Genomic DNA, 25025 nt, shown 5'->3' on the forward strand with positions numbered 1-25025 from the left:
GTTGCTCGCGCGCGCGGCCGAGGCGATAGAGTTGATCGCGTGTCCGCAATTGATCCGAGCAGCGAACGTCGCGCGGTACAGCATGATGTCGGCTTTTGACCCATAGCGGCATCGTTTGCCGCCAGTTTTGGCCGCCTCCTTCGGCAAGGAACTGAAGCCGGTCCAGCCTGTTTGCTACGATGAGCCAAGGGAGGTCGGAATGAGGATCATTCTGATGACGGCGATCGGCTGGGCGTTGTCGTGTGGATTTGCGATAGCCCAGGCCGATCCCGAGAAGGACATGAACACGGCAACTGGACGCTCGGCACCGGAAGAAAAAGGTCAATTGCAGCCACAAGGTTGGACCGGGCCGCTTGAAACAAAATCGGGTGGTGCGCCGCCGGAAAGCCCGCAGGGTCAAAGCCCACCGGGAATGCAGCCAGCACCGGATGGATCGACAAAAACGGTGGTCGAGCCGCGGAAGTAAGTCCCATTTCTTGTCTGTGAAAGGTCAGCTTCGCTCAGGGTAAATCGGCCCGCAAGGTCGCCCTTTGGACAAAGCGGACTCCGGCAAGCTTGCGCCAACCAGCCGTGCGTATCGGTGGGTTGATCCGTCTCGGCAGCTCACGTAGTCGTTCGCGATGAGCGAACGCACGGCCGGCGCCAAGGCCGCAGCCCTTCCGGATACGAAAGCCATCCTGCTCGGGGTCGCCTGCGGCCTCGGTGCGGCGCTGTGCTGGGCGCTCGGCTTCGTGGCGACCCGGCACGGCCTGAAGGTCGGGTTCACGCCGGTCGACCTGCTGATGCATCGCTTCCTGTGGTCGGGCATCGCCTTCCTGCCGCTCGTTGTGCGCGCCGGCCTTCGCGATCTCTGCGGCATCGGCTGGGGCCGCGGCATGGCGCTGATGCTGCTGGGTGGGCCGGTGATGTCGCTGATCAGCTATGCCGGCTTCATGTTCGTGCCGCTGGGGCATGGCAGCGTGATCCAACCGTCCTGCGCGACGCTGGGTGGATTGTTTCTCGCGGTCGTCTTGCTGAAGGAATCGGTCTCGCTCTCGCGGGCAGCCGGCGCTGTCGTCATCGTCGTCGGCCTTGCCGTGATCGGCAGCGAGTCGATCGGCCATATGGGGCCGAGCGCCGTGATGGGCGACCTGATCTTCGTTGCGACCGGCTTGATGTTCGCGGGCTTCGCCACGCTGGTGCGCCATTGGCGTGTCTCGGCGTTCTCGGTGGCCAGCGTCATCAGCGTGCTGTCGCTCTCGCTGTTTCCACTGTATGCCGCTTCGGGTGGGCTCGCTCGCGATGCGGCCATCGGGCTGCCTGAAAACGCGCTACAGGCCATCGCCCAGGGCATCCTGGCCGGGCCCGCGGCGATGTATTTGTTCGCGGTGTCGATCCAGCGCCTCGGCGTTGCCCGCGCAGCCGTATTTCCTGCGACCGTGCCGGTGTTGACCCTGCTGTTGGGATGGCTCCTGATCGGCGAGCCACCGACCACGCTGCAGGCGGCCGGATTGGCCGCCGTGTTGGCCGGATTCTATCTCGCGCAGCGGCAGCGCTAGACGGCGTGCCCCATCCTGATTGGCGCGCGGTCGCGGCGACGACCGCATCAGGCACGCGACGACGGACATGCACGCCTCGTTCGATCCATCGTTACGCTACGCCAATTTCTTCTGGGTGATGCCGCAGCGGCAGGTTTTCATGGCGGTCGGCGACCGCTGCCAGCTCGTCATGCTGTTTCCCGCGCTCGACATCGTCACGGTCGTGACCGCGCGCGACTACTGCTCGTTCGGCAGAATGGCCGACGAGATTTCAGGCGCGGTCAAATCCGATACGGCGCTGCCGGTGAACTCCGTCGGCGGCAATCAGCTCGCGAGCGCGCTGCGCGATATCGCAACCGAAAAAGCCGTCGGCCGTTGGTGCCGTGCCCGAGACGGCCGCCGCCATCTCCGGCAAGACTTGGCGCTTCCCGGCCAATGGCTTCAACTTGCGGGCACTGACGCTGCATCTGACGGATCAGCCCGCGCACTACGAACTGGAAACGGCGACGCCGGATCCGGCAAAGCCGGTCACGACACTGGCGGGACCGATCGGACTCGACGGTGTCGCTTCGGCCGCGACGTGAAGGCCGATGCTGAAGCGCCGGGCGCGCAATAGCTCACGCGCGGCCGCGTCTCTGTCCATTTCGGGCACGTGAAGGTCGGCTTCCTTCGCGTCGTCCCGGCGAAGGCCGGGACCCATACGCCGCGGCGGACGTCGTAGCTGGGACTGGTCGTTGCAATAGTGCAGAAGGCGTCGTGCCCGCGCCGCGACCTCGCCGGCATGATCTCAGGAAATCACGACCGGCGCACGCCCGCACGCGCATCGGCCATGCTCGACGGCCGCGCGAATCAACAGTGCTGCGGAAATTGTGCGCCCCGGGGTGGTGCGCAGCGGAGCCTACTGGTCCACCTTCGGCGTCTTGCCCGCAATGTCGAGGCCGAACCGGAGTGCGCGCTCCTGGCGCTCTTCCGTCAGCAGCTTCAATTCCCGTTCCAGCGACCGCGCGACCTCGTCCTGGGTTTCCTTGGAGCGGCGACGGGAGTCGCCTTGCGGTTTGGCCGGTTCGGCAGTCACGGGAGAAACCCTTGTCATCGCAGTGTCACAGGCCCTGATGGCACGGCGGGAGTCGGGGCGACAATCAAAAAGAATTCAGTGGGCGTATCTTTGGAAGGTTTGCTGTGCGTCTGACTCAAATTTGGGCAGAAAATTCTCTTAAGTGTTGCCTCGAATGGAGCCGAACCGCTTCGGCCCGCCGTCTCATCAATTGGGATGAGAGAGCCCGGTTCCGACGAAATCATTTCCGGATTCGCACGAAGGCGTCCTGAAACCGACAAGGTCTAACCTTAGTAGCGTTGTGAAGGACGGCTGCCTGGTGAGACGCTGAGGACCGCGGTGGTGAGATTCACGACCCGGGTCGCAAGGTCAGTCGGTCCTCTTGAGACGTTGGGGATGATCCCGGAAATGAAGAAGTTGAATGCTGTGCCTTATGTCTGGGCGGCCGCGCTGATCGCGGTCGCGATCTGGGGCGTGAGCGGCACCCCGCAGACGGCACATACCTCTGCCAGCACCCATCTGGCCCGGGTGCGCTAGAGCTTCGGGCGCAGCGAGCGCTGCATATCCATCGTGTAGGTGTAGCGCCCTTCGGGGTGCGTGGTGATGGTGACCTCGAACAGTTCCTCGCGCTGGCCGTAGTAGCGGCGTACCACGGTGAGCGCCGGCGAGCCGGTCTTGACGCCGAGCGCCCTGGCGATCGGCGCCGGCATGCCCCGCACGAAGATTTCCATCTGCGCGCGCTCGGTGACCTGGCCGTACATCCTGGCGATCTGCTCGTGCACCGGGGTGCGGCCGTGGTCGCTGCGGGTCACGACATCGGCGAACCGGCGCAGCACGTAGATTTCGGCCCAGCCGAGCGGCGCGGCGAACTGGTCGGAGCGGCGCACCGCCTCGATCAGGAACCAGCTCTTGCCGGGCTCGCATTTCAAAAGCCCGGCCAGCTTGCGGTCGGCCACGATGTCGCTGCTGGCCACGACCTCGCGGTAGGTCTCGTTGGAATAGCGCAGCCACTCGCCGAGCGACTTGACGCTGTGGGTGAACAGCACCGGCGGCTCGGATGCGATCACCACCGAGCCGAGGCCGGCGCGGCGCACGATCAGGCCCTGGTCGATCAGGATGCGCAGCGCCTCGCGCACGGTCTGCCGGCTGGCCTGGTAGCTCGCCATCAGCTCGGTTTCGGTCGGCAGCAGATTGCCGACCGCGTAGGTGCCGAGCCGGATGTCCTTCTGCAGCCCGGTGGCGATGTCGCGATAGCGGGACGATCTCGCCCTGTCCGGTTGTTCAGACATGGCAGATCACTGGCATGCCATATGGCAGGCAACCGGATGTCCGGACGACATCGACTGCAGCGCGGCCTCGGACGCGGCGAGCGTCGCCAGCACGTCCGCTTCAGGCACCGGGAACGGCTGCTTGCCTTCGACAGCGTCGGCAAAGGCCGCAAGTTCCGCGGTGAGGGTGTCGATCGCCGGATAGCGCGTGATCGCAGGCGCCTCGCCGGATTTCCGCAGCACCATCGTCTGTTCGTCGAGCACCTCGGCGGATCCCTTCGTTCCGAACACATGCACGCGCCAATAGAACGGTGTTGCGCGAATTGTCGCAAGGGTTGCGCTCACGCCATTCACAAATTCAATCGCCAAGGTTGCAGTGTCGAGCGGCGGCGGTCCCGCCTCGCGCGCACTCAACCGGGCATAAACTTGTCGGGCAGGACCAAGGAGGCTGACGAAGCCGTCGAGCACATGCAGCCCCGCGCCGGTCAGGCCGCCGCCCGGCGATTCCTCGGGCGACAGCCGCCAGCCCTGCGTGATGGTCTGCGAGTTCTCGTTGCTGTTGTGGCCCTCGACATGCAGGACGGTGCCGAGCTCGCCGCTGGCTGTGATCGCGCGCAGCGCCCGCATCGACGGCCAGAACCGGCGGTTATGCCCGACCGCGAGCACCACACCGGCGCTGCGGCACGCCGCGAACATCTCTGCGGCATCGGCGCGCCGAAGCGCCAGCGGCTTCTCGCAAAACACCTGCTTACCGGCGCCGGCTGCCGCGATCACCTGGCCCTTGTGCAGCGAATGCGGCGTCGCCAGCAGCACGGCATCGATGCGAGGGTCGGCGAGGACATCGTCCAGGCTCGCCGCGACGGAGAGGCCGTGCGTCTCGCAAAAGCTGGCGGCGCCGTTGGCGTCGGGTTCCACCGCGCGGACGATCCTGAGCCGCGGCTCGTTGCGCGCGGCCCCGACCAGCGCGCGGCCCCATCGACCGAGGCCCGCGATCGCACAGTTGATCATGACTGTCCCTCACCGTGGCCGCGGCCGGCCCGGATCGCCTCGATAACCGCGGCGCTGTCGTTGTCCGGCCCTTGAAGCGCGATCGCCGCGCGCAGCAACCCGGCCTGCACCGAGGTCAGCGGCAAGGGCAGGCCGTGTCGACCGGCCTCCTGCAGGATCAGTTCGGCATCCTTCAAGGTCTGCGCGATATGCGATTGCGGCGAGAAATCCCGCGCCAGCATCTTCGGCCCCTTGCTGTCCATCACGGCAGAATATGCCGCCGATTGTCGCGCGGTCGCAAGGAACGCCGCGCCGTCGAGGCCGAGGCTTTCGGCAAAGGCGATGCCCTCGGCCAGCGCGGCGCGGTTGTTCTGCAGGATCAGGTTGATGGCGAGCTTGGTGCGGCTGGCATTGCCGACCGCGCCGATATTGACCCGCTGCGGGCAGAGAATATCGAGCGTCGACGCGGCGGCGTCGATGACGTCGGCATCGCCGGCGACCAGCGCGGTGGCCGTGCCCGCACGGACCTCGGCGCTGGTCCCCGAGATCGGCACTTCGATAAAGGCGAGGCGCGAACGGGAGGCGAATTCGGCGATTGCCACGATCTCGCCCGGTGCGCAGGTGGTGGCGCAGATGACGCGCGGCGGCGGCGTCGCGTTGGCGAGGTCCGGCAGCAACGTCCTGACCTGGGCCGCGTCATACACCGCGATGACGATGGTCCGGCAGCGCACCGCGACGTCGGCGGCGAACGCCGCGAACTCGGCGCCGCTGGCTCTCAGGCCATCGGTCTTCGCGGCGTCGATGTCGAAGCCGATCACCCCGATGCCGGCGTCGATCAGCCGCGCGGAGAGCGCCGATCCCATCAGCCCGAGGCCAATCATGCCAACAGGTGTCTCGCGAGCCATGATGCGACGCCGCCTCGCTCTATTGCGGCTGGATGCCGGCCGCCTTGACCTCCGCCGACCAGCGCACGACCTCGCTCCTGACGAAGGCGCCGAACTCGGCCGGCGCCAGCGGCGCCACCATCACGCCGACATCGGCGAGCTTCTTCCTCGTCTCCGGCATCGCGAGGTATTTCGCACACTCGGCGTAGAGCTTGCCGACCACCGGTTCCGGCGTGCCGGCGGGGGCGAACAGGCCGTACCAGATCGTGGCCTCGAAGCCCGGCATCGCTTCGGCGAGCGCCGGCAGGCCGGGCGTCAGCTCGTTGCGGGTCGCCGACGTCACGGCGATCCCGCGCAAGGTGCCGCCCTGCATCTGCGGGATCGCGACCGAGAAGTCGCCGAAGGTGAGATCGATCACCCCCGCCATCACGTCGGTCATTGCCTGCGGGACGCCGCGGTAAGACGCCGCGATCAGCGACAGGCCGCCGCGCGATTGCAGCTGGGCGATCGAGATCTGCGAGGCTCCGGAGCCGTAGCCCGCGGTCAAATTGGGATTGGCCTTGGCGTAGCTGAGGAACTGCGGCAGGTCCCTGGCCGCGAGCTTCGGATTGACCAGCAGCACCATCGCCGTCGTGGTGGTGCGGATCACCGGCGCAAAGTCCTTCACCGGGTCGTAGGGCAGGCTTTTCAGTGTCGCGACGTTGCTGGCATGGGTGGTGTTGGTGCCCATCAACAGCGTGTAGCCGTCGGGCGCGCTGCGGGCGACCTCCTGGGCGCCGATGCTGCCGAGCGCGCCGGCGCGGTTCTCGATCAGCACGGTCTGGCCGAACGCGTCCTGCAGATGCTGGCCGACCAGCCGTGCGACATTGTCGGGACCGGCGCCGGCCGGGAAGGGCACGATGATCTTGAGCGGCCGTTGCGGAAAATCGTCGGCGGCGAAAGCCGGCAGGACCGGAAGCGTCGCAAGCAGGACGACGAGCAGTCCCAGCCGTAACTTCATCCCGGTCCCCTCCCGTGTTTGCTTTTGTAAATTTATACGGACAAATACATCAAAAAGGCAAGCGTCAGGCCGATCTGAATGTTAAGGTATGTCATATTTATCCGTATAAATAGTCCATTCAGGGAGCCCGACGACGATGGTGGACATCAGCGATCTCCATGCGCGCGGACTGCGCCGGCGCCAGAAGATGTTCGGCGAGGTCGACGTCGCCAAGCGGATGGCCGCTGCCGGCGATTTTGGCACGCCGCTGCAAGACATCATCAATGCCTATGTCTATGGCGACGTCTGGGAGCGCAGCGGGCTGTCCGACCAGATCCGCAGCCTCGTGATGCTCGGCATCACCGCGGCAAGCAGCAAGCCGGCCGAGTTCCGCGTCCATGCCAAGGGCGCGCTGGCCAATGGCTGCACCGCCGCGCAGGTGCAGGACGTGCTGCTGCTGGTCGCGATGTATTGCGGCATTCCGGCCGCGATCGAGACCAGCAAGATCGCAGCCGAGGTGTTCGGCGAGGTGCCGCCTGAGGGGTAGGGCACTGGCCTGCGCCGTGATAGGGACGTTGCCGACCGCGACCGGCAACAGGATCTGCCCATGTCCGCCTTCCCGACCTCGACCACCGTGCTCGATTCCGTATTGTTTCGCGATGCCTTCGGCACGCGCGAGATGCGCGAGGTGTTTTCCGACCTGCGGCTGATCGAGCGCTACGCCGAAGTCGAAGTCGCGCTGGCGAAGGCCGAAGCGTGCTGCGGCGTGATTCCTACTGAAGCCGCTGCGGAGATCGCAAAACGGACCGATGTTGCCGCGCTCGATTTCGATCTGCTGCGGCAGGAGACCGACGTGGTCGGCTACCCGATCCTGCCGCTGGTGCATCAGATGGCGAAGCAGTGCGGCGAGGCCGGCCGCTATGTCCATTGGGGCGCGACCACGCAGGACATCATGGACACTGCCGTGGTGCTGCAACTACGCGACGGATTGAAGATCATCGAGGACGACATTGCTGCGCTGCGCGGCATCCTCGCCGATCTCTCGAACAAATACCGCGACACGCCGATGGCCGGCCGCACCCATCTGCAGCAGGCGCTGCCGGTGACCTTCGGCTACAAGACCGCGATCTGGCTCGCCGCCTTCGATCGCCATGCCGCGCGGCTCGTCGAGCTGAAGCCGCGCGTGCTGGTCGGCCAGTTCGCCGGCGCCGCCGGCACGCTGGCCTCGCTCGGCGACAAGGGTTTCGAGGTCCAGCAGGCGCTGTGCGAAGAGCTCGGGCTCGGTGTGCCCGTCTCCACCTGGCATGTTGCCCGCGACGGGTTGGCGGAAGCGGTAAACTTCCTCGCGCTGGTCACGGGAACGCTCGGCAAGATCGCGCTCGACATCATGATCATGGCGTCGACCGAGTTCGCCGAGGTCTACGAGCCGTTCGTGAAGGGGCGCGGCGCGTCCTCGACCATGCCGCAGAAGCGCAACCCGATCTCGTCGGAGCTGATGCTCGCCGCCGCCAAGGCGGTGCGCCAGCATGCCGGCCTGATGCTGGATGCGATGGTGCAGGATTTCGAGCGCGCCACCGGTCCGTGGCACGCCGAATGGATGGCGATCCCGGAAAGCTTCGTGCTGACCGCGGGCGCCCTGCACCAGGCGAGGTTCGCGCTTGGCGGCCTGATCGTCGACGAGCAGCGGATGGCCGACAATCTCGACATCAGCCGCGGGCTGATCGTGGCCGAAGCCGTGATGATGGGCCTTGCGCCCGCGATCGGCCGGCAGGAGGCGCATGACGTGGTTTATGACGCCTGCCGCGTCGCCAACGACAAGGGCCTGACGCTGGCCGAGGCGCTGGCCGCGGATGATCGCGTTGCCAGCCGGATCGATCGGGCGACGATCGACCGCCTCACCGCGCCGAAAAACTATCTCGGCCTCGCGCCCGAGATGGTCGACCGGGTGCTGGCCTCGGTGAAGCGGTAAAACTCGAGCAATTGCTCGCCGTCGCGTGATCGAGTGCGACGGGCAGGAACCTTGCGGACGCGGATCGAATTGGACTACGAATCCCGAGAGTTCCTCAAACGACACGGCGCTTCATGACCGCACATCAACGCAACCTTTCCGCCTCGATCGATCCCGTGAAACTCGATCGGCTCGCCGAAGTCGCGATCAAGGTCGGCCTGCAGCTGCAGCCGGGCCAGGATCTCTTGCTGACGGCGCCTGCCGCGGCGATGCCGCTGGTACGGCGGGTGGTGGAGCATGCCTACAAGGCCGGTGCAGGCCTCGTGACCCCGTTCTTCTCGGACGAAGAGCTCACGCTGGCGCGCTATCGCTACGGCAACGACGCGAGTTTCGATCGTGCCGCAAGCTGGCTCTATGAGGGCATGGCGAAGGCGTTCGGCGCCAACACCGCGCGGCTTGCGATCGTCGGCGACAACCCGATGCTGTTGTCGGGCGAAGACCCGGCCAAGGTGGCGCGCGCCAGCAAGGCCAATTCGATCGCCTACCAGCCTGCACTGGAGAAGATCGTCAATTTCGACACCAACTGGAACATCATCGCCTATCCGAGCACGTCCTGGGCCAAGCAGGTGTTCCCCGACGATGCCGAGGACGTCGCGGTGGCCAGGCTTGCCGATGCGATCTTCTCCGCCTCCCGGGTCGATCAGGATGGCGCCGTCGCCGCCTGGGCAAAGCACAATGCGAAGCTGCGCGAGCGGACCGAATGGCTGAACGGCCAGCGCTTCCACGCGCTGAAATATTCCGGACCCGGTATGGACCTCACGATCGGCCTCGCCGACGGTCATGAATGGGAGGGCGGTGCGTCGACCGCCAAGAACGGCATCGTCTGCAATGCCAACATCCCGACCGAGGAAGTCTTCACCACGCCGCACTGCCGCCGCGTCTCGGGCCACGTCGTCAGCTCCAAGCCGCTGTCCTATCAGGGCACGCTGATCGACAATATCTCGGTCAAGTTCGAGGAAGGCCGCATCGTCGAGGCCAAGGCCTCGCGCGGCGAGGAAGTGCTGAAGAAGGTGCTCGACACCGACGAGGGCGCGCGCCGCCTCGGCGAGGTTGCGCTGGTGCCGCATTCCTCGCCGATTTCGAAGAGTGGGCTGCTGTTCTTCAACACGCTGTTCGACGAGAATGCCGCCTCGCACATCGCGCTTGGCCAGTGCTACTCGAAATGCTTCGTTAATGGCGACAAGCTGACGCCGCAGCAGATCGCCGAGCAGGGCGGCAACAAGAGCCTGATCCATATCGACTGGATGATCGGCTCCGCGCACACCGACATCGACGGCATCCACGCCGACGGCCGCAGCGTGCCGGTGTTTCGGAAAGGCGAGTGGGCGTAAGGCGCGGCCCACCCTGCCTAATCCCGTCATCCTGAGGTGCGCGCCCTTGCGCGCCTCGAAGGATGGACGGCCCGGATATCGCGTGCGCGGAGAGACTTCGGCCGTTCGCCCTTCGAGGCTCGCTCCGCTCGCACCTCAGGGTGACGGGGAAAGATTTGTATCCAGGGTAGCCTACTGAAACCGCCGCTCCCGCGCAGCAATCAGTTCGCCTCGCGGGGCGCTGAAGCGGCAGGTCTCGTGCTGCGGCCGGAAGCCGAGCCGGCGATAGATCTTCAGCGCGGGAGCGTTGCGGCTCGAGACGTTGAGCCAGCAGGGGTGTTCGATCGAGACGTCGTGTGCAGCCAGCACGCGATACACCAGCAGCTGGCCGAGTCCGCGCCCCTGCCGCACCGGGTCGACGGCGACCGACTCGATCCACATCGAGTTCCGCTCCGGCTCGGTCAGGCAGAAGCCCGACATCTGTCCATCCTCCGACGCAATCCAGACTTCGCTCTCGGTCAGGACCTGCGCCATCTCCTCCGGCGAGTACAGGCGGAAGGCGGCGTCCGAGGCATAGGCGGCATTGTGGATGCGCGCGACCTCGCCCGCGCAGGCGGTGACGTCGCTGACCTGCTCGATGGTGGCGCGCGCGGCCGCGAGCGTGCGCGCCGGCTGCAACGGCTCGACGCACTTCATCCCGATCTCGGATTCGACATGAACAAAGCCGAAGGCAGCCACGAAGGCCATTCCGGCCGGCCAGTCGCTGCTCACCAGCGTCTGAACGGTGAGATCGGGATCGGCGTCGATCGCAAGCATCTCGTCGAACAGCGCGAGGCCAATCCGGCGGCGGCGCATCTCGGGCGCCACGACGATCTTGAGGAATCGAGTGTGATGCGCGCCCTGGTCGCGCAACGAGGACTCGGCGAGGCCGACGAGCACGCCATCGCGCTCGGCAACACGAAAGCCCCGCCCGCCGCGGTTCTGCGGCAGCTTCAGGAACTGGTCCCATTGCGGCAGCGTGACAGGGCCTAGCCGCGGTTCCACCGCGGCTGCCTTTGCGTAAAGTTCGACCACCGCTTCCGCATCAGCCTCTCGAAGCGGCCGGATGGTGATGCCGTCATCCATGAGTCGGAAGCTTACCCGATATCGAGCCGATAGACATCCTTTGCCGTCTTCAAGAACAACGCCGTCTTTTCGGCTTCGCTATATTGTGATGCAAGCCGTTTAAAGGTGTTGAAGATGACCTGGTAGCTGCATTGCCCCTTATCAGGTGGGAAGTTGCTCTCGAACATGCAACGGTCCGGACCGAACGCCTCGATGCAGGTCTCGACATAAGGCCGCCAGGCGGCGGCGAGTTCCTCCGACGAGGGCGGCCTGGGGCGGAGGTGGAAGTCGTAGCCGAGCAGGCACATCGCCAGCCCGCCGAGCTTGACGACGACATTCGGGCATTGGGCGATCTCCTGGATCGACGCCTTCCAGACCGGAAAGGTCTCCGCGCGCTTGCCGGCGAAGCGGCCGGTGCCGACCGGGCCGCCGCAATGGTCGAGCACGATCCTGGTATCGGGAAAGGCGCGGGCAAGGTCGGTCAGTTCGCCGATCTGCGGGTGGAACAACCAGGCATCGAAGCTGAGGCCGAGCGGCGCCAGGCAGGCGAACCCCCTACGAAAGGTGGAATCCAGCAAGATGCCCTTTGGCCGGTTCGCGTACATGTGGGCGACATTGGGGTCCTCGTCCCAGGCCGAGGAGTGGCGGATACCGCGGAACCGGCCGTTGCCGGCTGATATCTCCGCCTCCAGCACCGCCTTGGCCTGGTCGCCGATCAGAAGGTTAACGTGGCTGACGATGCCGGCGCAGATCGCCGCCTTGCCGTAGCCGCCGCTCGCCGCCATCGCCGCGACGCCGTTGGCGAACTCGACCTCGCCGACCGGGCGGAACGCCTCTGGCCCGTCGGCGCGGTACATCGACCGGCAATCGACATAGACGGTGGCCACGATGTTGTGGCCGGACGCGATGTCGTCGCGCATCTCCTCGATCAGATAGCGAAGCCCGCCGCGATCCCAGAGATGGTGATGCGGATCGACGATCGGCTGGGCCGGATCGATGATCTCTTCAGTGTATTGGGCGAGCCAGTCTTCGCGCGGGTTGGCATAGAGCCCGCTGGCGGAGGCGGGCAGAGTGCTGGCAACCATCGATTTTCACTCCCGTTTGGTTTTGCTTCTTCTTGAACAGAGACGTCACACCCCGTCGAGGATGATCACCGTCGGCGTCGCCGGCAGGGTGTCGCGCGAAATCCGCAAGGTGCGCTCGCCGCCGCGGCGATCGATCTCGAACTGCTGGCCGATCAGGCGCATGAAGTCGTCGAGCGGGGTGGCGAAGCGGTGCATCGGCAGCACGACGGCGGCGCGCAATCGCCTGGTGATCTCGGAGATGCCGTCGAGCGACATCGTATAGGTGCCGTCGATCGGCACCATCACGATGTCGAGCCGGCCGATCGCGGCGAAATGGCTGTCGTCGAGCTTGACGTGGAGGTGACCGAGATGGCCGATGCAGAGGCCCGCGACCTCGAAGATGAAGATCGAATTGCCGTCCTTGATCATCTCGCCGCCGGAGTCTTCGCCCCAGTAGCGGCGGATGTCGGTGGTGACGTTGCGGATATAGACGTCGCCGATGCGCTCAGCGTAATGGGCGGCCTGGCCGTTCTCTCCCCAGCCATGCAGCACGTGGGGAATCTTGGGATCGGGAAACAGCGTGTAATGGGTCGCGTGAGCCCGGTTCATCGTCGCGACGTCGGGCAGCCGCCCGGTCCGATAGACGCCGTTATAGTCGGTCGCGATCCGGATGCCGCCAGGCGTGTCGATATAGTAGGTCGAATGGCCGGCATAGGTGATCGCGACCTCGTCGGCTTTGGCTGCGACGCGCCGGTAGTTCACCGGGACGGCGCGCGGCGGCGCATTTGCCATCGCCAGGCATTCGCTGCGCTGGGCATCCTGCGCGAAGGCGTGGCTAGTGAACGTTCCCAGCAAGACGAGCGCGGCGAGTAATCTCAGCATGGCTGTTCCGTCTGCGGCGGCATCCGCGGACGTAAGACTAGCGCGCATTCGGCGTGCCGTCATGATGAGGCCCGTGCATCGCTCCATGGCGCGGGCTGCAATACGAGCCGGCGATTATTGCGTCGGGACACGCTAGGATGCCGCGCAAACCGAGATCAGGGAGTTATGCGTGACTGATACCGTCTCTTCGCAGCGCGCACCTTCGACCAAACGGCTCGAGCCATTGCGCCATGTCGACGCCGGCGTGCTCAACATCGCCTATTACGAAGCAGGCCCATCCGATGGGCCGGCCGTGATGCTGATGCATGGCTTCCCCTATGACATCCACTCCTATGTGGACGTCGCGCCCATGCTGGCGGCGCAAGGCTGTCGGGTCATCGTGCCCTATCTGCGCGGCTACGGACCGACGGCGTTCCGCGACAAGTCAACGCCACGCTCGGGCGAGCAGGCGGCGGTCGGCGCCGACATGATGGCGCTGATGGACGCGCTCGGCATCGAGCGCGCGGTGTTCGCCGGCTATGACTGGGGCGGCCGCGCCGCATCGATCGGTGCGGCGCTGTGGCCGGAAAGATGCATCGGACTCGTCTGCACCAACGGCTACATGATCCAGGACATCGCGCATGCAATGGTGCCGGCGCCGCCGGATCGCGAGGTGGCGCTGTGGTATCAGTACTACTTCCAGCTCGAGCGGGGGCGGGCGGGGCTCGCCGCCAACCGGCGCGGCATCGCCAAGATCCTGTGGACGCAATGGTCGCCGAGCTGGGCGTTCGACGACGCCTGCTTCGAGCGGACTGCGGTCGCGTTCGACAATCCTGATTATGTCGACGTGGTGATCCACAGTTATCGGCACCGCTACGGCGTTGTCGATGGGGATCCGCAATATGTGGATTTGCAGCGGCGGCTCGACACATTGCCTGTCATCAGGGTCCCCGCCATCTCGCTCGACGGCGCCGACGACGGCGTGACGTTCGCGACCGACGGCAGTCGCACCGCGGCAAAGTACACTGGCCGCCTGGCCCATCGCCTGATTCCGCATGCCGGCCACAATCTGCCGCAGGAAGCGCCGGAGGCGTTTGCCGCCGCCGTGCTGGAGGTGATGAAGGCTAGCGCCGCGGGCTGATCTTCCAGGCGATGGCAAGCGTCAGCAGCGTCAGAATGCCGCTGACCAGCGCGGCCGTCGGGATTGTCAGGGCCAGCGCCGCGGTTGCGGCCCAGCCGATCGAGGAGAAGGCTTCCGCGAAAGTGGCGATGCGGGAGGAGGTCTGACGCCGGCGGAATTGGCTGCGCTTGGCCTGCGCGCGGAACCAGAGCTGGACGGCGGCGGCGGATGCGGTCGCGATGATGATCGCGATCGCCGTGACCGCGGCCTGCCCTGGCGAGGCAAACGCCAGCGCGGCCACCAGTGGGGCGAAGACCACGGCGATGGCGAACAGGACCACCTCGACCTTGGCGCGGGTCACGCGTGACGGCGGCAGCGGCGCGGTCGCCACCAGATCGGGCGCGTCCTCGCCGGAGATGGTTAGCCATGCGAGCCCGCCGGCGAGCTGGCCTGCGGCCATCACGATGACGGGCGTAATCAGCACGATCGCGGTCGATGTGCCGGAGAAGCTGCGCCACAGCATCAGCGCCGGCGGCAGCAGATAGAGCATCTGCATCAGGCTCTGCGACAGCAGCCACGGATCGCGGCGCAGCAGCAAGAATTCCTTGCGCCGCAGCGCCTGTTGCCGCGAGCCCGCCCGGAACGCGCGGGCGCGTCCCCGCGTCACCGCAGCCGGATTGGCGGCGACACTGGCGACCGTATCGGCAAACCGCGGTGCGAATAGCGCCATCACGCCGCCGAGCATCACCAGCGCCACGGCGAGCAGCAGCATCATGATTTCGAGCTCGCCGAGCGATGCCCGTGCCGGCCACCAGAGCAGGCTGTCGGGGGCGGGGGCAATTCGCGCCGCGGTTTCCGAGGTCAGAAAGGCAAAGCGCGACAGCGTGCCGTAGGACAGCACGGCCACGACCTGCAGCGCGATGACGAAGCCGGCACCGATCACGGCGGAGACGACCTGCGCCACCAGCCGCGTCCGGCTCGGCCCGATCAGGCGGAACAGGAAGGCGGTGACGGCGATCGCGGTGGCTGCCGCCGACAGCCCGATCGCAAGGACGACGCCGAAGCCGGCGAGCCAGCGCGGGCCGCCGAGATAGACCAGCACGTCGATGAACGGCGTCGACAGCAAGAGCGCCATGCTGCTCACCGTCAGCGCAATCGCGGCGATCCTGATCGAGAAGATGTTGGTAAGCTTCGCCGGTGACGACATGATCAAATCGAGATCGGCGCGGGCGTAGAACACGCGCGCTACCGACTCGATCGCCTGCGAGAGCATCAGCGCCCAGGCCAGGAAGATCGTCGCGGTCAGCACGATCAGCGACGACGGGTCGAGCGGAAACCGCAGGTCGGCATAGCGGCTGACCACGGCATAAGCCGGCAGATGCAGGATCGCCGCGAAGATCAAGAGGCCGATCACGGCGCGATTGCGCCGGCGCCGGCCGCCGGTCATCATCGCCAGCCATTCGCGCCACGCCAGGCGGAATTCGTGGCGCGCGAACCAGGTGAGGTGGGCGACCGAGCTCACGCGGCCGCCGCTTCGGTATCGACCAGCGCGATGAACATATCCTCGAGGGTGGTGTCGTTGCGGCCGTTCTGCTCGCGCAGCTCGGCCAGCGTGCCCTCGGCGATCAGCCTGCCGGCCGCGATCACGCCGATCCGGTCGGCCATCCGCTCGGCGACTTCGAGAATGTGGGTGGTCATGATCACGGTGCAGCCGGTGCGGACGCGCTCCTGCAGCAGCCCCTTGACATGACGCGCCGACAGCGCGTCGAGGCCGGTCAGCGGCTCGTCGAGAATGATCAGGCGGGGATCGTGCACCAGCGCGCCGGCGAGCGCCACCTTCTGGCGCATGCCCTTGGAGAAGCCTTCGCAGCGCTCGTTGAGATGCGGCTCGAGCCCGAGCGATATCAGGAGATCGCGCGCCGAGCTCTCCGAGGTGCGCGGATCGATGCCCCACAGGCCGGCGACGAATTCGAGATATTCCAGCGGCGTCAGCTTGTCGTAGATCATCGGCTCGTCGGACACCCAGGCCATGATCTGCTTGGCGGCGACCGGATCGGCGAGCGCGTCGATGCCGAGGATCGACACCGATCCGGCATCGGGCCGCAATAGCCCCGCCACCATGCGCAGCGTCGTGGTCTTGCCGGCGCCGTTCGGCCCGAGCAGCGCATAGAATTCGCCGACACGGATCGTGAGATCGAGCGCGTCGACCGCCGGGCGGTCAAAACGCTTGGTTAACCCTCGCACGGCGAGTGCGGACAGTTCAGGTGTCATGGCGTGGTGGCGATCCGGAAGTTCGCTCGTCGGTTGCGCAAAGCTTGGACAAAAACCGTTTCGGTGCAGTGAATCGCACGGGGCAAATCACAGGTGATATCCGTATTAGTCCGTGCTGCGGCAAATCTCCGCAAATGTGATGATACAGCGACAACAGCGGTTTGTTGACAGGGATCGGGCGTTTTGGCTCAATCGGGGCGGACATAGGCGGCTTTCAGCGCTCCAGACACAAGGGCGTGAAGGCGGGATGCAACGAGCGATCGGACAAGAATCGCCGGGCATCGGGGAGGGAACGATGCTGGACTTTGTTCAGCAGCTCGTCAGCGGCATCGCGCTCGGCTGCGTTTACGGCCTGATCGCGCTCGGCTTCGTGCTGGTCTACAAGGCAACCGAGGTCGTCAATTTCGCGCAAGGCGATTTGATGATGCTGGGCGGCTTTTTTGCCTTCACCTTCATCGGCATGCTTGGGCTGAATTACTGGGTCGGGTTCGCCGGCGCGGTGATCTGCATGGCGCTGTTCGGCATGCTGGCCGAGCGGCTCGTGGTGCGGCCGATCCTCGGCTATCCACAGTTCTCCATCATCATGGCGACGATCGGGCTCGGCTATTTCCTGCGCTCGATCTCCGGCATGATCTGGGGCACCGACGACTTCAAGATCGAGACGCCGTTCAGCCAGGGCGTCCTGCGGATCGGCAGCCTGGTGCTCGCCTACGACAAGCTGTCGGTGATCGCGGCGACCATCATCCTGTGCGCGCTGCTTTATCTGTTCTTCAACCGCACCACGCTCGGCACCGCGATGCGCGCCAGCTCGGAGAACATGCTGGCTGCCTATTACATGGGCATTCCGGTCAAGCGGGTGGTCTCGATCGTCTGGGCGATCTCGGCCGCGGTCGCGACCTGCGCCGGCGTGCTGCTGGCGCCGATCACCTTCATTCATTCCAATGTCGGCCTGGTGCTGGGGTTGAAGGCGTTTCCGGCCGCGGTGCTCGGCGGCTTCGGCTCGATCCCGGGCGCCGTGGTCGGCGGCGTCCTGATCGGCGTGATCGAGAGCATGGCCGGCTTCTATCTGCCGCAGGGTTGGAAGGACGTCGCGCCCTACATCGTGCTGCTCGCGGTGCTGCTGCTCAAGCCCGAGGGCCTGTTCGGCCTTCATGTCCGGAAGAAAGTCTGAGGAGCGACACATGCGGTTTCTCTTCAAGACCGATTACGAAGACGACATCAAGCTGTTCCCGCATTCGGGCTACATCTATTCCTACGGCCTGTTGCTGGCGGTGCTGCTGATCGCGCCCTACGTGCTCTCAAGCTATCTGATGAGCCAGCTGGTCTTCGTCTGCATCTACGCGACCGTCGGCGTCGGGCTCTTGATCCTGACCGGCTTCACCGGACAGGCCTCGCTCGGCCATGCCGCGTTTCTTGCGATCGGCGCCTACACTGCGGCCTATCTGCAGCAGTTCAATGTGCCGTTCCCGGTCTACTTCCTCGCCGCGGGGCTGTTGACCGGCGTGGTCGGCGCGCTGGTCGGATTTCCGGCGCTGCGGCTGCAGGGCATCTATCTGGTGATCGCGACCATCTCCTTTGCGTTCATCGTCGAGGAGATCCTGGCGCGCTGGGAAAGCGTCACCAACGGCAATGAGGGCATGCGGGTCAAGACCATGCAGCTGCTCGGCACCACGGTGTCGCGCGACGGCCCGACCTTCTACTATCTCTGCCTTGCGGTGCTGGTGCTGACCATCGTCGGCACGCTCAATCTGCTGCGCTCGCCGACCGGGCGCGCCTTCGTCGCGATCCGCGACAGCGAGACCGCGGCGCGCAGCATGGGCATCAATGTCGCGCTCTACAAGGTGAAGTCGTTCGCGATCTCGGCGGCGATCACCGGCTTTGCCGGCGTGCTGTTCGCGCACAAGCTGTCCTTCATCTCGCCCGAGATGTTCACGCTGCAGCTCTCGATCGAGTTCATCATCGTGATCCTGATCGGCGGCACGTTCAGCCTGCACGGCGCGGTGCTGGGCGCGATCTTCCTGGTCATGATCGATCCGTTCCTGACCTATCTGAAGGACGACATGCCCGGCGTGATCGGCGGCGTTGCGGCGACCCTCGGCGCCGGCTCCGAGCGCGCGGGCCACATCCAGGACGCGGTCGCAGCGTTCGCCTCCGCCAACGGACTGAAAGGCGCGATCTACGGCATCATCATCGTGCTGTTCGTGCTGTTTGAGCCGCTCGGACTCTACGGCCGCTGGCTCAAGATCAAACTCTTCTTCCAGCTGTTCCCGCTCTACAAGCGCGCGACCTTCAAGCGGCAGAAGATCTACGTGAAATCGGAGCGGAACAGATGAGCTATTTCCGCGCCGAGAACCTGTCGCTGCATTTCGGGGGCCTCAAGGCGGTCGATGCGGTCAGCTTCGCGGTCGAGAAGGGCGAGATCCTCTCGATCATCGGGCCCAACGGCGCCGGCAAGAGCTCGATCTTCAACCTGATCTCGCGGATCTATCCGCCGACCTCCGGCAAGATCTTCTTCGAGGATCAGGACATTACCCAGGAGCCGGCCTACGACATCGCGAAGCTCGGCATCGCCCGCACCTTCCAGAACATCGAGCTGTTCGAGAACGCGACCGTGCTGAGCAATCTCCTGGTCGGCCGCCATCGCCATTCCACCACCCGGCTGTGGCAGGAGCTGTTGTTCCTGCCGAGCGTCCGCGCCGGCGAGAAGGCGCATCGCCGCCGCGTCGAGCAGGTGATCGAGTTCCTCGATCTCGAGCCCTACCGCGACAAGCTGATCTCGGGACTGCCTTACGGCGTGCGCAAGGTGATCGAGCTGGCGCGTGCGCTGTGCTCGGAGCCGAAGCTGATCCTGCTCGACGAGCCGTCGTCCGGCCTCAATGTCGAGGAGACCGACGACATGTCGTTCTGGATCCGCGACATGAAGAGCGAGCTCGGCATCACGGTGCTGATGGTCGAGCACGACATGACGCTGGTCAACCGCGTCTCCGACCGCGTCATCGCGCTGAACTACGGCCGCGTGCTGGCGATGGGCTCGCCGTCCGAGGTGCAGCACCATCCCGACGTCGTCGCAGCGTATCTCGGCGCATGAGGATGATGCCATGAGCACAGCGGACATCATCCTGAAGCTCTCCAACATCGAAAGCTATTACGGGCCGATCATGGCGATCCGCGGCATCAGCCTCGAGGTGCCGCGCGGCCAGATCGTGACGCTGCTCGGCGCCAACGGTGCGGGCAAGACCACGGTCCTGAAGACGATCTCCGGCATCCTCGACCCGCAGAAGGGCTCGATCGAATTCCTCGGCAAGCCGATCCAGCGCATGGAGGCCGACCGGATCGTGCGGCTCGGCCTGAGCCACGTGCCCGAGGGGCGCGAGGTGTTTCCGTTCCTGTCGGTGCGCGAAAACCTGACGATGGGCGCCTATCTGCGCAAGGACCGCGACGGTGTGGCGCAGGACCTTGAGCGTGTCTACGGCTATTTTCCACGATTGAGGGAGCGGCTCGGCCAGCCGGCCGGGCAGCTTTCGGGCGGCGAACAGCAGATGCTGGCGATCGGGCGGGCGCTGATGAACCGGCCGACGCTGCTGCTGCTCGATGAGCCGTCGCTCGGGCTGTCGCCGATCCTGGTGAAGGAGATCTTCACCATCATCCGCCGCGTCAATGAGGAGCAGGGCATGTCGATCCTGCTGGTCGAGCAGAATGCCAAGATCGCGCTGGAGACGGCGCATTACGGCTATGTGCTGGAGATCGGCCGCGTCGTCATGAACGATACCTGCGAACGGCTGATGAATTCACCCGATATCCAGGAGTTCTATCTCGGCGCCAAGGAAGCCGGCGCGCGGGGCGAGCGGCGCTGGAAAAAGAAGAAGACGTGGCGTTGAGAAGGACTTGGCGCTGAAGAAGGCTCGCGTCGACGAAAGTCGACGCTGCGTTGAGAGAGGGTTGGAGCTAGATTTCAGGCTTGGCTCGCAAACAAGACCGGCACAACAACCCGGCGCGCGAGGCAGGCGGCAGAGGAGGGAGCGCGCATGGCAGGACCAGCGGTGCTGACGGTTGCCGACACGATCGCGAGGAGCTTTCTGCTCGCGGTTCAAACGCGTGGCGACAGGCCCGCGATCCGCGAGAAAAAGTTCGGCATCTGGCAGCCGACCAGCTGGCGCGAATGGCTGCAGATTTCCAAGGACATCGCCTTCGGCCTGCAGGCGACCGGCTTTCGCCCCGGCGACGTTGGCTCGATCATCGCCAACGCGGTGCCGGAATGGGTCTATGCCGACATGGGCATCCTGTGCGCCGGCGGCGTCTCGTCCGGCATCTATCCGACCGATTCGGCGGCGCAGGTCGAATACCTCATCAATGATTCCCGCACGCGGGTGATCTTTGTCGAGGACGAGGAGCAGCTCGACAAGGTGCTGACCTGCCGCTCGCGCTGCCCGACGCTGGAGAAGATCGTCGTGTTCGACATGGAGGGCCTCTCCGGCTTCTCCGATCCGATGGTGCTGTCGCTTGCCGAATTCACCGCGCTCGGCCGCAACCATGCGCAGGGCAACGATGCCTTGTGGGACGAGATGACCGGCAGCCGCACCGCCTCCGACCTCGCGATCCTGGTCTATACCTCCGGCACCACGGGCCCGCCGAAGGGCGCGATGCACTCCAACCGCAGCGTGACGCACCAGATGCGCCACGCCAACGATCTCTACCCCTCGACCGACAGCGAGGAGCGGCTGGTGTTCCTGCCGCTCTGCCATGTCGCCGAGCGGGTCGGCGGCTATTACATCTCGCTCGCGCTGGGTTCGGTGATGAATTTCGCCGAGAGCCCGGAGACGGTGCCGGACAATCTGCGCGAGGTGCAGCCGACCGCGTTCCTCGCGGTGCCCCGGATCTGGGAGAAGTTCTATTCCGGCATCACCATCGCGCTGAAGGATGCGACCCCGCTCCAGAACTGGATGTACGCCCGTGCGCTCGCGATCGGCAACCGGATGACCGAGTGCCGGCTGCAGGGCGAGACGCCGCCCTTGTCGCTGCGGCTCGCCAATCGCGCGGCCTATTGGCTGGTGTTCCGCAACATCCGCCGCATGCTCGGGCTCGACCGCTGCCGGATCGCATTGACCGGCGCCGCGCCGATCTCGCCGGATCTGATCCGCTGGTATCTCGCGCTCGGCATCGACATGCGCGAGGTCTACGGCCAGACCGAGAATTGCGGCGTCGCGACCATGATGCCGGCGGACCGCATCAAGCTCGGCTCGGTCGGCAAGGCCGCGCCCTGGGGCGAGGTGATGATCTGCCCGAAGGGCGAGATCCTGATCAAGGGCGACTTCCTGTTCATGGGCTATCTCAACCAGCCGGAGAGGACCGCCGAGACGATCGACGCCAAAGGCTGGCTGCACACCGGCGACGTCGGCACGATCGACAATGAAGGCTATGTCAAGATCACCGACCGTATGAAGGACATCATCATCACCTCCGGCGGCAAGAACATCACGCCGTCCGAGATCGAGAACCAGCTCAAATTCTCGCCCTACGTCTCGGACGCGGTCGTGATCGGTGACAAGCGGCCGTATCTCACCTGCCTGATCATGATCGACCAGGAGAATGTCGAGAAATACGCCCAGGATCACGACATCCCCTTCACCAATTACGCGAGCCTGTGCCGCGCCCGCGAAATCCAGGATCTGATCCAGCGCGAGGTCGAGGCGGTCAACGTGAAGTTCGCGCGCGTCGAGACCGTCAAGAAATTCTATCTGATCGAGCGCCAGCTCACGCCCGAGGACGAGGAGTTGACGCCGACCATGAAGCTGAAGCGCAGCTTCGTGAACAAGCGCTACGCCGCCGAGATCGACGCCATGTATGGCGAGCGGGCGGTGGCATAGCCGAAGAGAAGGAAATTGGCGAAGGAGCGAGCCGGCCCGACCCTTCGCTCAACATGGGCCATTGTTAAGGAGGAGACTGCAATGTCGAAATCGCTGAAGGCGCTGGGCCTTGCGGTGAGCGCGCTGGCGCTGACCTGTCTGCCGGCCGCAGCCCAGACCAAGGTCACCAATGAAGGCATCTCGCCGACCGAAATCGTGATCGGAACGCACCAGGACTTGTCAGGCCCGATCAAGGTCTGGGGCGTTCCGGTGTCCAATGGCATGAAGATGGCGGTCGAGGAAATCAACGCCGGCGGCGGCATCAACGGCCGCAAGATCAAGATGATCCTGGAGGATAACGGCTACGATCCGAAGAAGGCGGTGCTGGCCTCGCAGAAGATGGTCGAGCGCGACAAGGTGTTCGCGATGATCGGGCCGATGGGCTCGCCGACCGTGCTCGCCGCGCAGGACGTCCTGTTCGATGCCGGCGTGCTGCAGCTGTTCCCGCTGACGGCCGCCGAATTCACCTTCAAGTTCGATCCCGCCAAGCCGCAGGAGCGGCTGAAGTTCAACAACCTCCTGCCCTATGTCGAGAGCACGCGCGCCGCGCTCAAATACATGATGGAGTGGAAGAACTTCAAGAAGCCCTGCATCATGCATCAGGATGACGAGTACGGCAAAAACGTGCTCGACGGCTTCACCCAGCAGCTCGGCGCGATGAAGGTGCAGCCGGCCTCGGTCACGAGCTACAAGCGTGGCGCCTCCGACTTCTCGGCGCAGGTCGCCAAGATGAAGGCCGACGGCTGCGACCTCGTCGTGCTCGGTACCGTGATCCGCGAGACCATCGGCGCGATGAACGAAGCGAAGAAGCTCGGCTGGGACGTGACCTTCCTCGGCGCCACCCCGACCAACGTGCTCGAAGTGCCGGCGCTCGGCAAGGAAGCCGTCGAAGGGCTTTATGCGGCGTCGGGCTTCGAGATTCCCTACGAGGACACGGCCAAGGGCAAGGTGAAGGACTGGCTGGCGAACTACAAGAAGATGTTCAACACGGACGCCAATACCCAGGCGATCATCGGCTACAACGCGGTGATGACCTTCGCCTTCTACGCGCAGAAGGCGGGCAAGGATCTCACCGGCCAGAAGATGCTGGACTCGCTGGAATCAGGCGACAAATTCCTCGACATCTTCAGCTCGCCGCCGACCAAGTTCTCCAAAACGGACCATCTCGCCAACACCATCACCCAGGTGCAGCAGGTCAAGGGCGGCCGCTGGGTGCTGGTGAAGGACAATCTGATGTTCTGAGCGGCTCCTCGGGATCGTCGTTCCGGGATGGTGCGTTAGCACCAGACCGCGATGCTCAGTTGCGCACCGGGGAACCTCGAGATTCCCCAATTCGCAATTGCGAATTGGGGTTCGATGCTTCGCATCGCCCCGGAATGAGGCAGTCGGTTTACCGCGCCGCCGGCCGCCACGCGGCCTCGGCGGCGAGCGGGGCATCGACATAGCGGCTGACGCCATGCTGGTCGATCACGAAGGTCGGCCGAAAACTCCTGATGTCGCTGTCCTCGATCATCGCCATGCGGCGGTTGTCGAGCGTCAGCCAGCGGCCGTCGAGCCGCGCCGCGACCACCGCATGGTCCTCGCCGCCGACGAGGTCATGCAGGACGACGATCCGCAAATCTTCCGGCGCCACGCCGGCCTTGCGCAACGCCACCAATTTCGCGATCGCATAGTCCTCGCAATCGCCGCTGCCGCGGGCGAATGTGGCGAGCGGCGTCGCCCAGACGTCTGGCTCTCCATAGGCCGCAAGATCGCTGCCCGGACGGATCGCAAGGTTGATCGCGCGGTTGATCTCGCCGAGCCGGGCGCGACCCTGACGCGCCCGTCCGGCATCGACGATCGCCAGGAATCGCAGCGCCGCCGGCGACGCACAGCCGGCGCGGTCGCTCTCGCAGGCTGCCAATTGCTCCAATTCGTCGGCGAGTTGGCGCTGCACGCCGAGCCATTTGTCATACAGGCCGCCGTCGGCAAGCAGGCTGGTCGTCAGGCCGAACGGCTCGGTCGACTTTCTGATCAGCGTCGCCGGACCAGGCGAGAGCAGCGAAGCGGCATTGAGCTCTGCAACCGGCGCGGCCAGCGCCAGGCCAAAGCCCAGCATCATGGCGCGCAGCGCAAGCGGGCGAAGCGAGAATCTCATCTGACACCCCCTGTCCGCTCATCGGCGGGTGGATATTGCACCGCGCACGCGACCGGATCGTTTCATGCCGGGCAGCATGGCGAACGATCCCTTCGAATCGACTTAAGATGTGGGGAATCAGGGGAAGAGGCTAAAGGGCGCCTGCTTGGGGTCCCGAAAACTTTACCGGTTTGTGAAAGGAAGCGGCGAACCTTTTTCCACTGCTTTGCAACTCATCCTTGCCTTCTGGTTAACCCGGCCGGTCCGCGCACAGGACTGCTGTGATTTGTAAGCTAAGTCACAGCTTTGGCCGGGAAATTGGGGTCAAATGCCCGCTCTGGGCTATGGGGAAATAGAGGCAAGTACAGAAATGCCAATCAATACCACGAATACGTGGCTCAGTACGTATCTTGGCTTAAATACCACCTTATGGTACCGTCAAGCGAATCCAAACTACACGGCTCTTCACAGCGTGAGCCAAGTCACATCCAGTCAAACCGCACCACAGGGCCACCTTGCGCAAGCACAGAGTGGTTTCACCAAGCTTTATCCGATGATATGCAGGCATAATCATTCGGA

The 25025-nt window shown here is 65.0% G+C and carries 25 protein-coding genes; 14 read left to right on the plus strand and 11 right to left on the minus strand.

The genetic code is table 11. From position 1 onward, the window contains the following. Positions 1-199: 199 nt before the first annotated feature. From AC1VNY_RS01130 to AC1VNY_RS01140, 3 genes are all read left to right on the plus strand, one after another. Entirely contained in the window at positions 200-466 is a 267-nt protein-coding gene (locus AC1VNY_RS01130; protein WP_482403784.1) for a hypothetical protein, read from the plus strand. A 154-nt stretch (positions 467-620) separates the two neighbouring features. Continuing rightward, complete coding sequence (locus AC1VNY_RS01135; protein ID WP_482403785.1) at positions 621-1538, plus strand: DMT family transporter; 918 nt, start codon at positions 621-623, stop codon at positions 1536-1538. A 139-nt stretch (positions 1539-1677) separates the two neighbouring features. Further along, positions 1678-2133 (plus strand): hypothetical protein, encoded by a 456-nt coding sequence (locus AC1VNY_RS01140; protein WP_482403786.1) that lies wholly within the window; start codon positions 1678-1680, stop codon positions 2131-2133. 282 nt (positions 2134-2415) lie between these two features. Here AC1VNY_RS01140 and AC1VNY_RS01145 read toward each other — a convergent pair whose 3' ends face one another. Further along, complete coding sequence (locus AC1VNY_RS01145; protein ID WP_162832420.1) at positions 2416-2592, minus strand: hypothetical protein; 177 nt, start codon at positions 2590-2592, stop codon at positions 2416-2418. A 387-nt stretch (positions 2593-2979) separates the two neighbouring features. Here AC1VNY_RS01145 and AC1VNY_RS01150 point away from each other — a divergent pair, with 387 nt between their 5' ends. Continuing rightward, entirely contained in the window at positions 2980-3108 is a 129-nt protein-coding gene (locus tag AC1VNY_RS01150; protein WP_016847287.1) for a hypothetical protein, read from the plus strand. Here AC1VNY_RS01150 and AC1VNY_RS01155 read toward each other — a convergent pair. Genes AC1VNY_RS01155 through AC1VNY_RS01170 form a run of 4 tightly spaced genes read right to left on the minus strand, consistent with a single transcriptional unit; the run spans position 3105 to position 6710 of the window. Beyond that, a complete protein-coding gene (locus tag AC1VNY_RS01155; RefSeq protein ID WP_018269133.1) occupies positions 3105-3860 on the minus strand; it encodes a GntR family transcriptional regulator in 756 nt (251 codons plus the stop codon). The two genes, AC1VNY_RS01150 and AC1VNY_RS01155, sit on opposite strands and share 4 nt — an antisense overlap. A gap of 6 nt (positions 3861-3866) precedes the next feature. Continuing rightward, the gene (locus AC1VNY_RS01160) at positions 3867-4847 is read right to left on the minus strand and encodes a Gfo/Idh/MocA family protein (protein WP_482403787.1); all 981 of its coding nucleotides are present in this window, start codon (positions 4845-4847) and stop codon (positions 3867-3869) included. Beyond that, positions 4844-5731, minus strand: a complete 888-nt coding sequence (locus AC1VNY_RS01165; protein ID WP_482403788.1) for an NAD(P)-dependent oxidoreductase — start codon at positions 5729-5731, stop codon at positions 4844-4846. Before AC1VNY_RS01165 ends, AC1VNY_RS01160 begins: the two co-directional genes overlap by 4 nt. 19 nt (positions 5732-5750) lie before the next feature. After that, positions 5751-6710, minus strand: a complete 960-nt coding sequence (locus AC1VNY_RS01170; protein ID WP_482403789.1) for a Bug family tripartite tricarboxylate transporter substrate binding protein — start codon at positions 6708-6710, stop codon at positions 5751-5753. A 136-nt stretch (positions 6711-6846) separates the two neighbouring features. On the opposite strand from AC1VNY_RS01170, the gene AC1VNY_RS01175 reads away from it, so the two are divergent. From AC1VNY_RS01175 to AC1VNY_RS01185, 3 genes are all read left to right on the plus strand, one after another. Then, entirely contained in the window at positions 6847-7236 is a 390-nt protein-coding gene (locus AC1VNY_RS01175) for a carboxymuconolactone decarboxylase family protein (RefSeq protein WP_051002989.1), read from the plus strand. Positions 7237-7296: 60 nt separating this feature from the next. Next, on the plus strand, positions 7297-8658 hold the full coding sequence (locus AC1VNY_RS01180) for a class-II fumarase/aspartase family protein (RefSeq protein ID WP_482403790.1): 1362 nt from the start codon (positions 7297-7299) through the stop codon (positions 8656-8658). Between the two features lie 113 nt (positions 8659-8771). Next, the gene (locus AC1VNY_RS01185) at positions 8772-10028 is read left to right on the plus strand and encodes an aminopeptidase (RefSeq protein ID WP_482403791.1); all 1257 of its coding nucleotides are present in this window, start codon (positions 8772-8774) and stop codon (positions 10026-10028) included. 171 nt (positions 10029-10199) lie between these two features. On the opposite strand, the gene AC1VNY_RS01190 is transcribed toward AC1VNY_RS01185, so the two are convergent. From AC1VNY_RS01190 to AC1VNY_RS01200, 3 genes are read right to left on the minus strand one after another with little or no spacing between them, the layout of a single operon-like run. Continuing rightward, positions 10200-11132, minus strand: coding sequence for a GNAT family N-acetyltransferase (locus tag AC1VNY_RS01190; protein ID WP_482403792.1), 933 nt, complete (start codon positions 11130-11132; stop codon positions 10200-10202). A gap of 11 nt (positions 11133-11143) precedes the next feature. After that, positions 11144-12196: an amidohydrolase family protein gene (locus AC1VNY_RS01195; protein ID WP_482403793.1), complete on the minus strand. Its 1053-nt coding sequence runs from the start codon at positions 12194-12196 to the stop codon at positions 11144-11146. 45 nt (positions 12197-12241) lie between these two features. Next, positions 12242-13057: an MBL fold metallo-hydrolase gene (locus tag AC1VNY_RS01200; protein WP_482403794.1), complete on the minus strand. Its 816-nt coding sequence runs from the start codon at positions 13055-13057 to the stop codon at positions 12242-12244. 169 nt (positions 13058-13226) lie between these two features. Between AC1VNY_RS01200 and AC1VNY_RS01205 the strand changes: the two genes are divergently transcribed. Beyond that, a complete protein-coding gene (locus AC1VNY_RS01205) occupies positions 13227-14177 on the plus strand; it encodes an alpha/beta fold hydrolase (RefSeq protein WP_482403795.1) in 951 nt (316 codons plus the stop codon). Here the strand turns inward: AC1VNY_RS01205 and AC1VNY_RS01210 are convergent. Beyond that, a complete protein-coding gene (locus AC1VNY_RS01210) occupies positions 14161-15678 on the minus strand; it encodes a permease (protein ID WP_482403796.1) in 1518 nt (505 codons plus the stop codon). The two genes, AC1VNY_RS01205 and AC1VNY_RS01210, sit on opposite strands and share 17 nt — an antisense overlap. Beyond that, positions 15675-16427 carry an ABC transporter ATP-binding protein gene (locus AC1VNY_RS01215; RefSeq protein ID WP_482403797.1) on the minus strand — a complete coding sequence of 251 codons (753 nt, stop codon included), beginning with the start codon at positions 16425-16427 and terminating at the stop codon, positions 15675-15677. Before AC1VNY_RS01215 ends, AC1VNY_RS01210 begins: the two co-directional genes overlap by 4 nt. A 295-nt stretch (positions 16428-16722) precedes the next feature. Here AC1VNY_RS01215 and AC1VNY_RS01220 point away from each other — a divergent pair, with 295 nt between their 5' ends. The 6 genes from AC1VNY_RS01220 to AC1VNY_RS01245 all read left to right on the plus strand — a co-directional run bounded on the left by AC1VNY_RS01220 (position 16723) and on the right by AC1VNY_RS01245 (position 23572). Further along, entirely contained in the window at positions 16723-17598 is an 876-nt protein-coding gene (locus AC1VNY_RS01220; protein WP_018269126.1) for a branched-chain amino acid ABC transporter permease, read from the plus strand. Positions 17599-17608: 10 nt separating this feature from the next. Continuing rightward, entirely contained in the window at positions 17609-18760 is a 1152-nt protein-coding gene (locus tag AC1VNY_RS01225) for a branched-chain amino acid ABC transporter permease (RefSeq protein ID WP_304497590.1), read from the plus strand. Continuing rightward, positions 18757-19515 (plus strand): ABC transporter ATP-binding protein, encoded by a 759-nt coding sequence (locus tag AC1VNY_RS01230; protein WP_028336610.1) that lies wholly within the window; start codon positions 18757-18759, stop codon positions 19513-19515. The genes AC1VNY_RS01225 and AC1VNY_RS01230 overlap by 4 nt, the downstream gene beginning before the upstream one ends. A gap of 10 nt (positions 19516-19525) precedes the next feature. After that, complete coding sequence (locus AC1VNY_RS01235; protein WP_482403798.1) at positions 19526-20305, plus strand: ABC transporter ATP-binding protein; 780 nt, start codon at positions 19526-19528, stop codon at positions 20303-20305. A gap of 147 nt (positions 20306-20452) precedes the next feature. Next, positions 20453-22291 carry an AMP-dependent synthetase/ligase gene (locus AC1VNY_RS01240; RefSeq protein ID WP_482403799.1) on the plus strand — a complete coding sequence of 613 codons (1839 nt, stop codon included), beginning with the start codon at positions 20453-20455 and terminating at the stop codon, positions 22289-22291. An 81-nt stretch (positions 22292-22372) separates the two neighbouring features. Further along, positions 22373-23572, plus strand: coding sequence for an ABC transporter substrate-binding protein (locus AC1VNY_RS01245; RefSeq protein ID WP_482403800.1), 1200 nt, complete (start codon positions 22373-22375; stop codon positions 23570-23572). Between the two features lie 148 nt (positions 23573-23720). On the opposite strand, the gene AC1VNY_RS01250 is transcribed toward AC1VNY_RS01245, so the two are convergent. Then, positions 23721-24467, minus strand: coding sequence for a transglutaminase-like cysteine peptidase (locus AC1VNY_RS01250; protein WP_482403801.1), 747 nt, complete (start codon positions 24465-24467; stop codon positions 23721-23723). Positions 24468-25025 lie beyond the last annotated feature (558 nt).

The organism is Bradyrhizobium ferriligni, assembly GCF_056837965.1.

What these genes read in the sequence shown, in the direction of transcription:
- AC1VNY_RS01235 (WP_482403798.1), top strand. Translation starts at nt 19,526, where the DNA reads ATGAGCACAGCGGACATCATCCTGAAGCTCTCCAACATCGAAAGCTAT.
- AC1VNY_RS01165 (WP_482403788.1), bottom strand. Translation starts at nt 5,731, where the DNA reads ATGGCTCGCGAGACACCTGTTGGCATGATTGGCCTCGGGCTGATGGGA.
- AC1VNY_RS01190 (WP_482403792.1), bottom strand. Translation starts at nt 11,132, where the DNA reads ATGGATGACGGCATCACCATCCGGCCGCTTCGAGAGGCTGATGCGGAA.
- AC1VNY_RS01195 (WP_482403793.1), bottom strand. Translation starts at nt 12,196, where the DNA reads ATGGTTGCCAGCACTCTGCCCGCCTCCGCCAGCGGGCTCTATGCCAAC.
- AC1VNY_RS01160 (WP_482403787.1), bottom strand. Translation starts at nt 4,847, where the DNA reads ATGATCAACTGTGCGATCGCGGGCCTCGGTCGATGGGGCCGCGCGCTG.
- AC1VNY_RS01225 (WP_304497590.1), top strand. Translation starts at nt 17,609, where the DNA reads ATGCGGTTTCTCTTCAAGACCGATTACGAAGACGACATCAAGCTGTTC.
- AC1VNY_RS01175 (WP_051002989.1), top strand. Translation starts at nt 6,847, where the DNA reads ATGGTGGACATCAGCGATCTCCATGCGCGCGGACTGCGCCGGCGCCAG.
- AC1VNY_RS01250 (WP_482403801.1), bottom strand. Translation starts at nt 24,467, where the DNA reads ATGAGATTCTCGCTTCGCCCGCTTGCGCTGCGCGCCATGATGCTGGGC.
- AC1VNY_RS01135 (WP_482403785.1), top strand. Translation starts at nt 621, where the DNA reads ATGAGCGAACGCACGGCCGGCGCCAAGGCCGCAGCCCTTCCGGATACG.
- AC1VNY_RS01230 (WP_028336610.1), top strand. Translation starts at nt 18,757, where the DNA reads ATGAGCTATTTCCGCGCCGAGAACCTGTCGCTGCATTTCGGGGGCCTC.
- AC1VNY_RS01130 (WP_482403784.1), top strand. Translation starts at nt 200, where the DNA reads ATGAGGATCATTCTGATGACGGCGATCGGCTGGGCGTTGTCGTGTGGA.
- AC1VNY_RS01245 (WP_482403800.1), top strand. Translation starts at nt 22,373, where the DNA reads ATGTCGAAATCGCTGAAGGCGCTGGGCCTTGCGGTGAGCGCGCTGGCG.
- AC1VNY_RS01200 (WP_482403794.1), bottom strand. Translation starts at nt 13,057, where the DNA reads ATGCTGAGATTACTCGCCGCGCTCGTCTTGCTGGGAACGTTCACTAGC.
- AC1VNY_RS01215 (WP_482403797.1), bottom strand. Translation starts at nt 16,427, where the DNA reads ATGACACCTGAACTGTCCGCACTCGCCGTGCGAGGGTTAACCAAGCGT.
- AC1VNY_RS01150 (WP_016847287.1), top strand. Translation starts at nt 2,980, where the DNA reads ATGAAGAAGTTGAATGCTGTGCCTTATGTCTGGGCGGCCGCGCTGATC.
- AC1VNY_RS01185 (WP_482403791.1), top strand. Translation starts at nt 8,772, where the DNA reads ATGACCGCACATCAACGCAACCTTTCCGCCTCGATCGATCCCGTGAAA.
- AC1VNY_RS01180 (WP_482403790.1), top strand. Translation starts at nt 7,297, where the DNA reads ATGTCCGCCTTCCCGACCTCGACCACCGTGCTCGATTCCGTATTGTTT.
- AC1VNY_RS01240 (WP_482403799.1), top strand. Translation starts at nt 20,453, where the DNA reads ATGGCAGGACCAGCGGTGCTGACGGTTGCCGACACGATCGCGAGGAGC.
- AC1VNY_RS01155 (WP_018269133.1), bottom strand. Translation starts at nt 3,860, where the DNA reads ATGTCTGAACAACCGGACAGGGCGAGATCGTCCCGCTATCGCGACATC.
- AC1VNY_RS01220 (WP_018269126.1), top strand. Translation starts at nt 16,723, where the DNA reads ATGCTGGACTTTGTTCAGCAGCTCGTCAGCGGCATCGCGCTCGGCTGC.
- AC1VNY_RS01140 (WP_482403786.1), top strand. Translation starts at nt 1,678, where the DNA reads ATGGCGGTCGGCGACCGCTGCCAGCTCGTCATGCTGTTTCCCGCGCTC.
- AC1VNY_RS01170 (WP_482403789.1), bottom strand. Translation starts at nt 6,710, where the DNA reads ATGAAGTTACGGCTGGGACTGCTCGTCGTCCTGCTTGCGACGCTTCCG.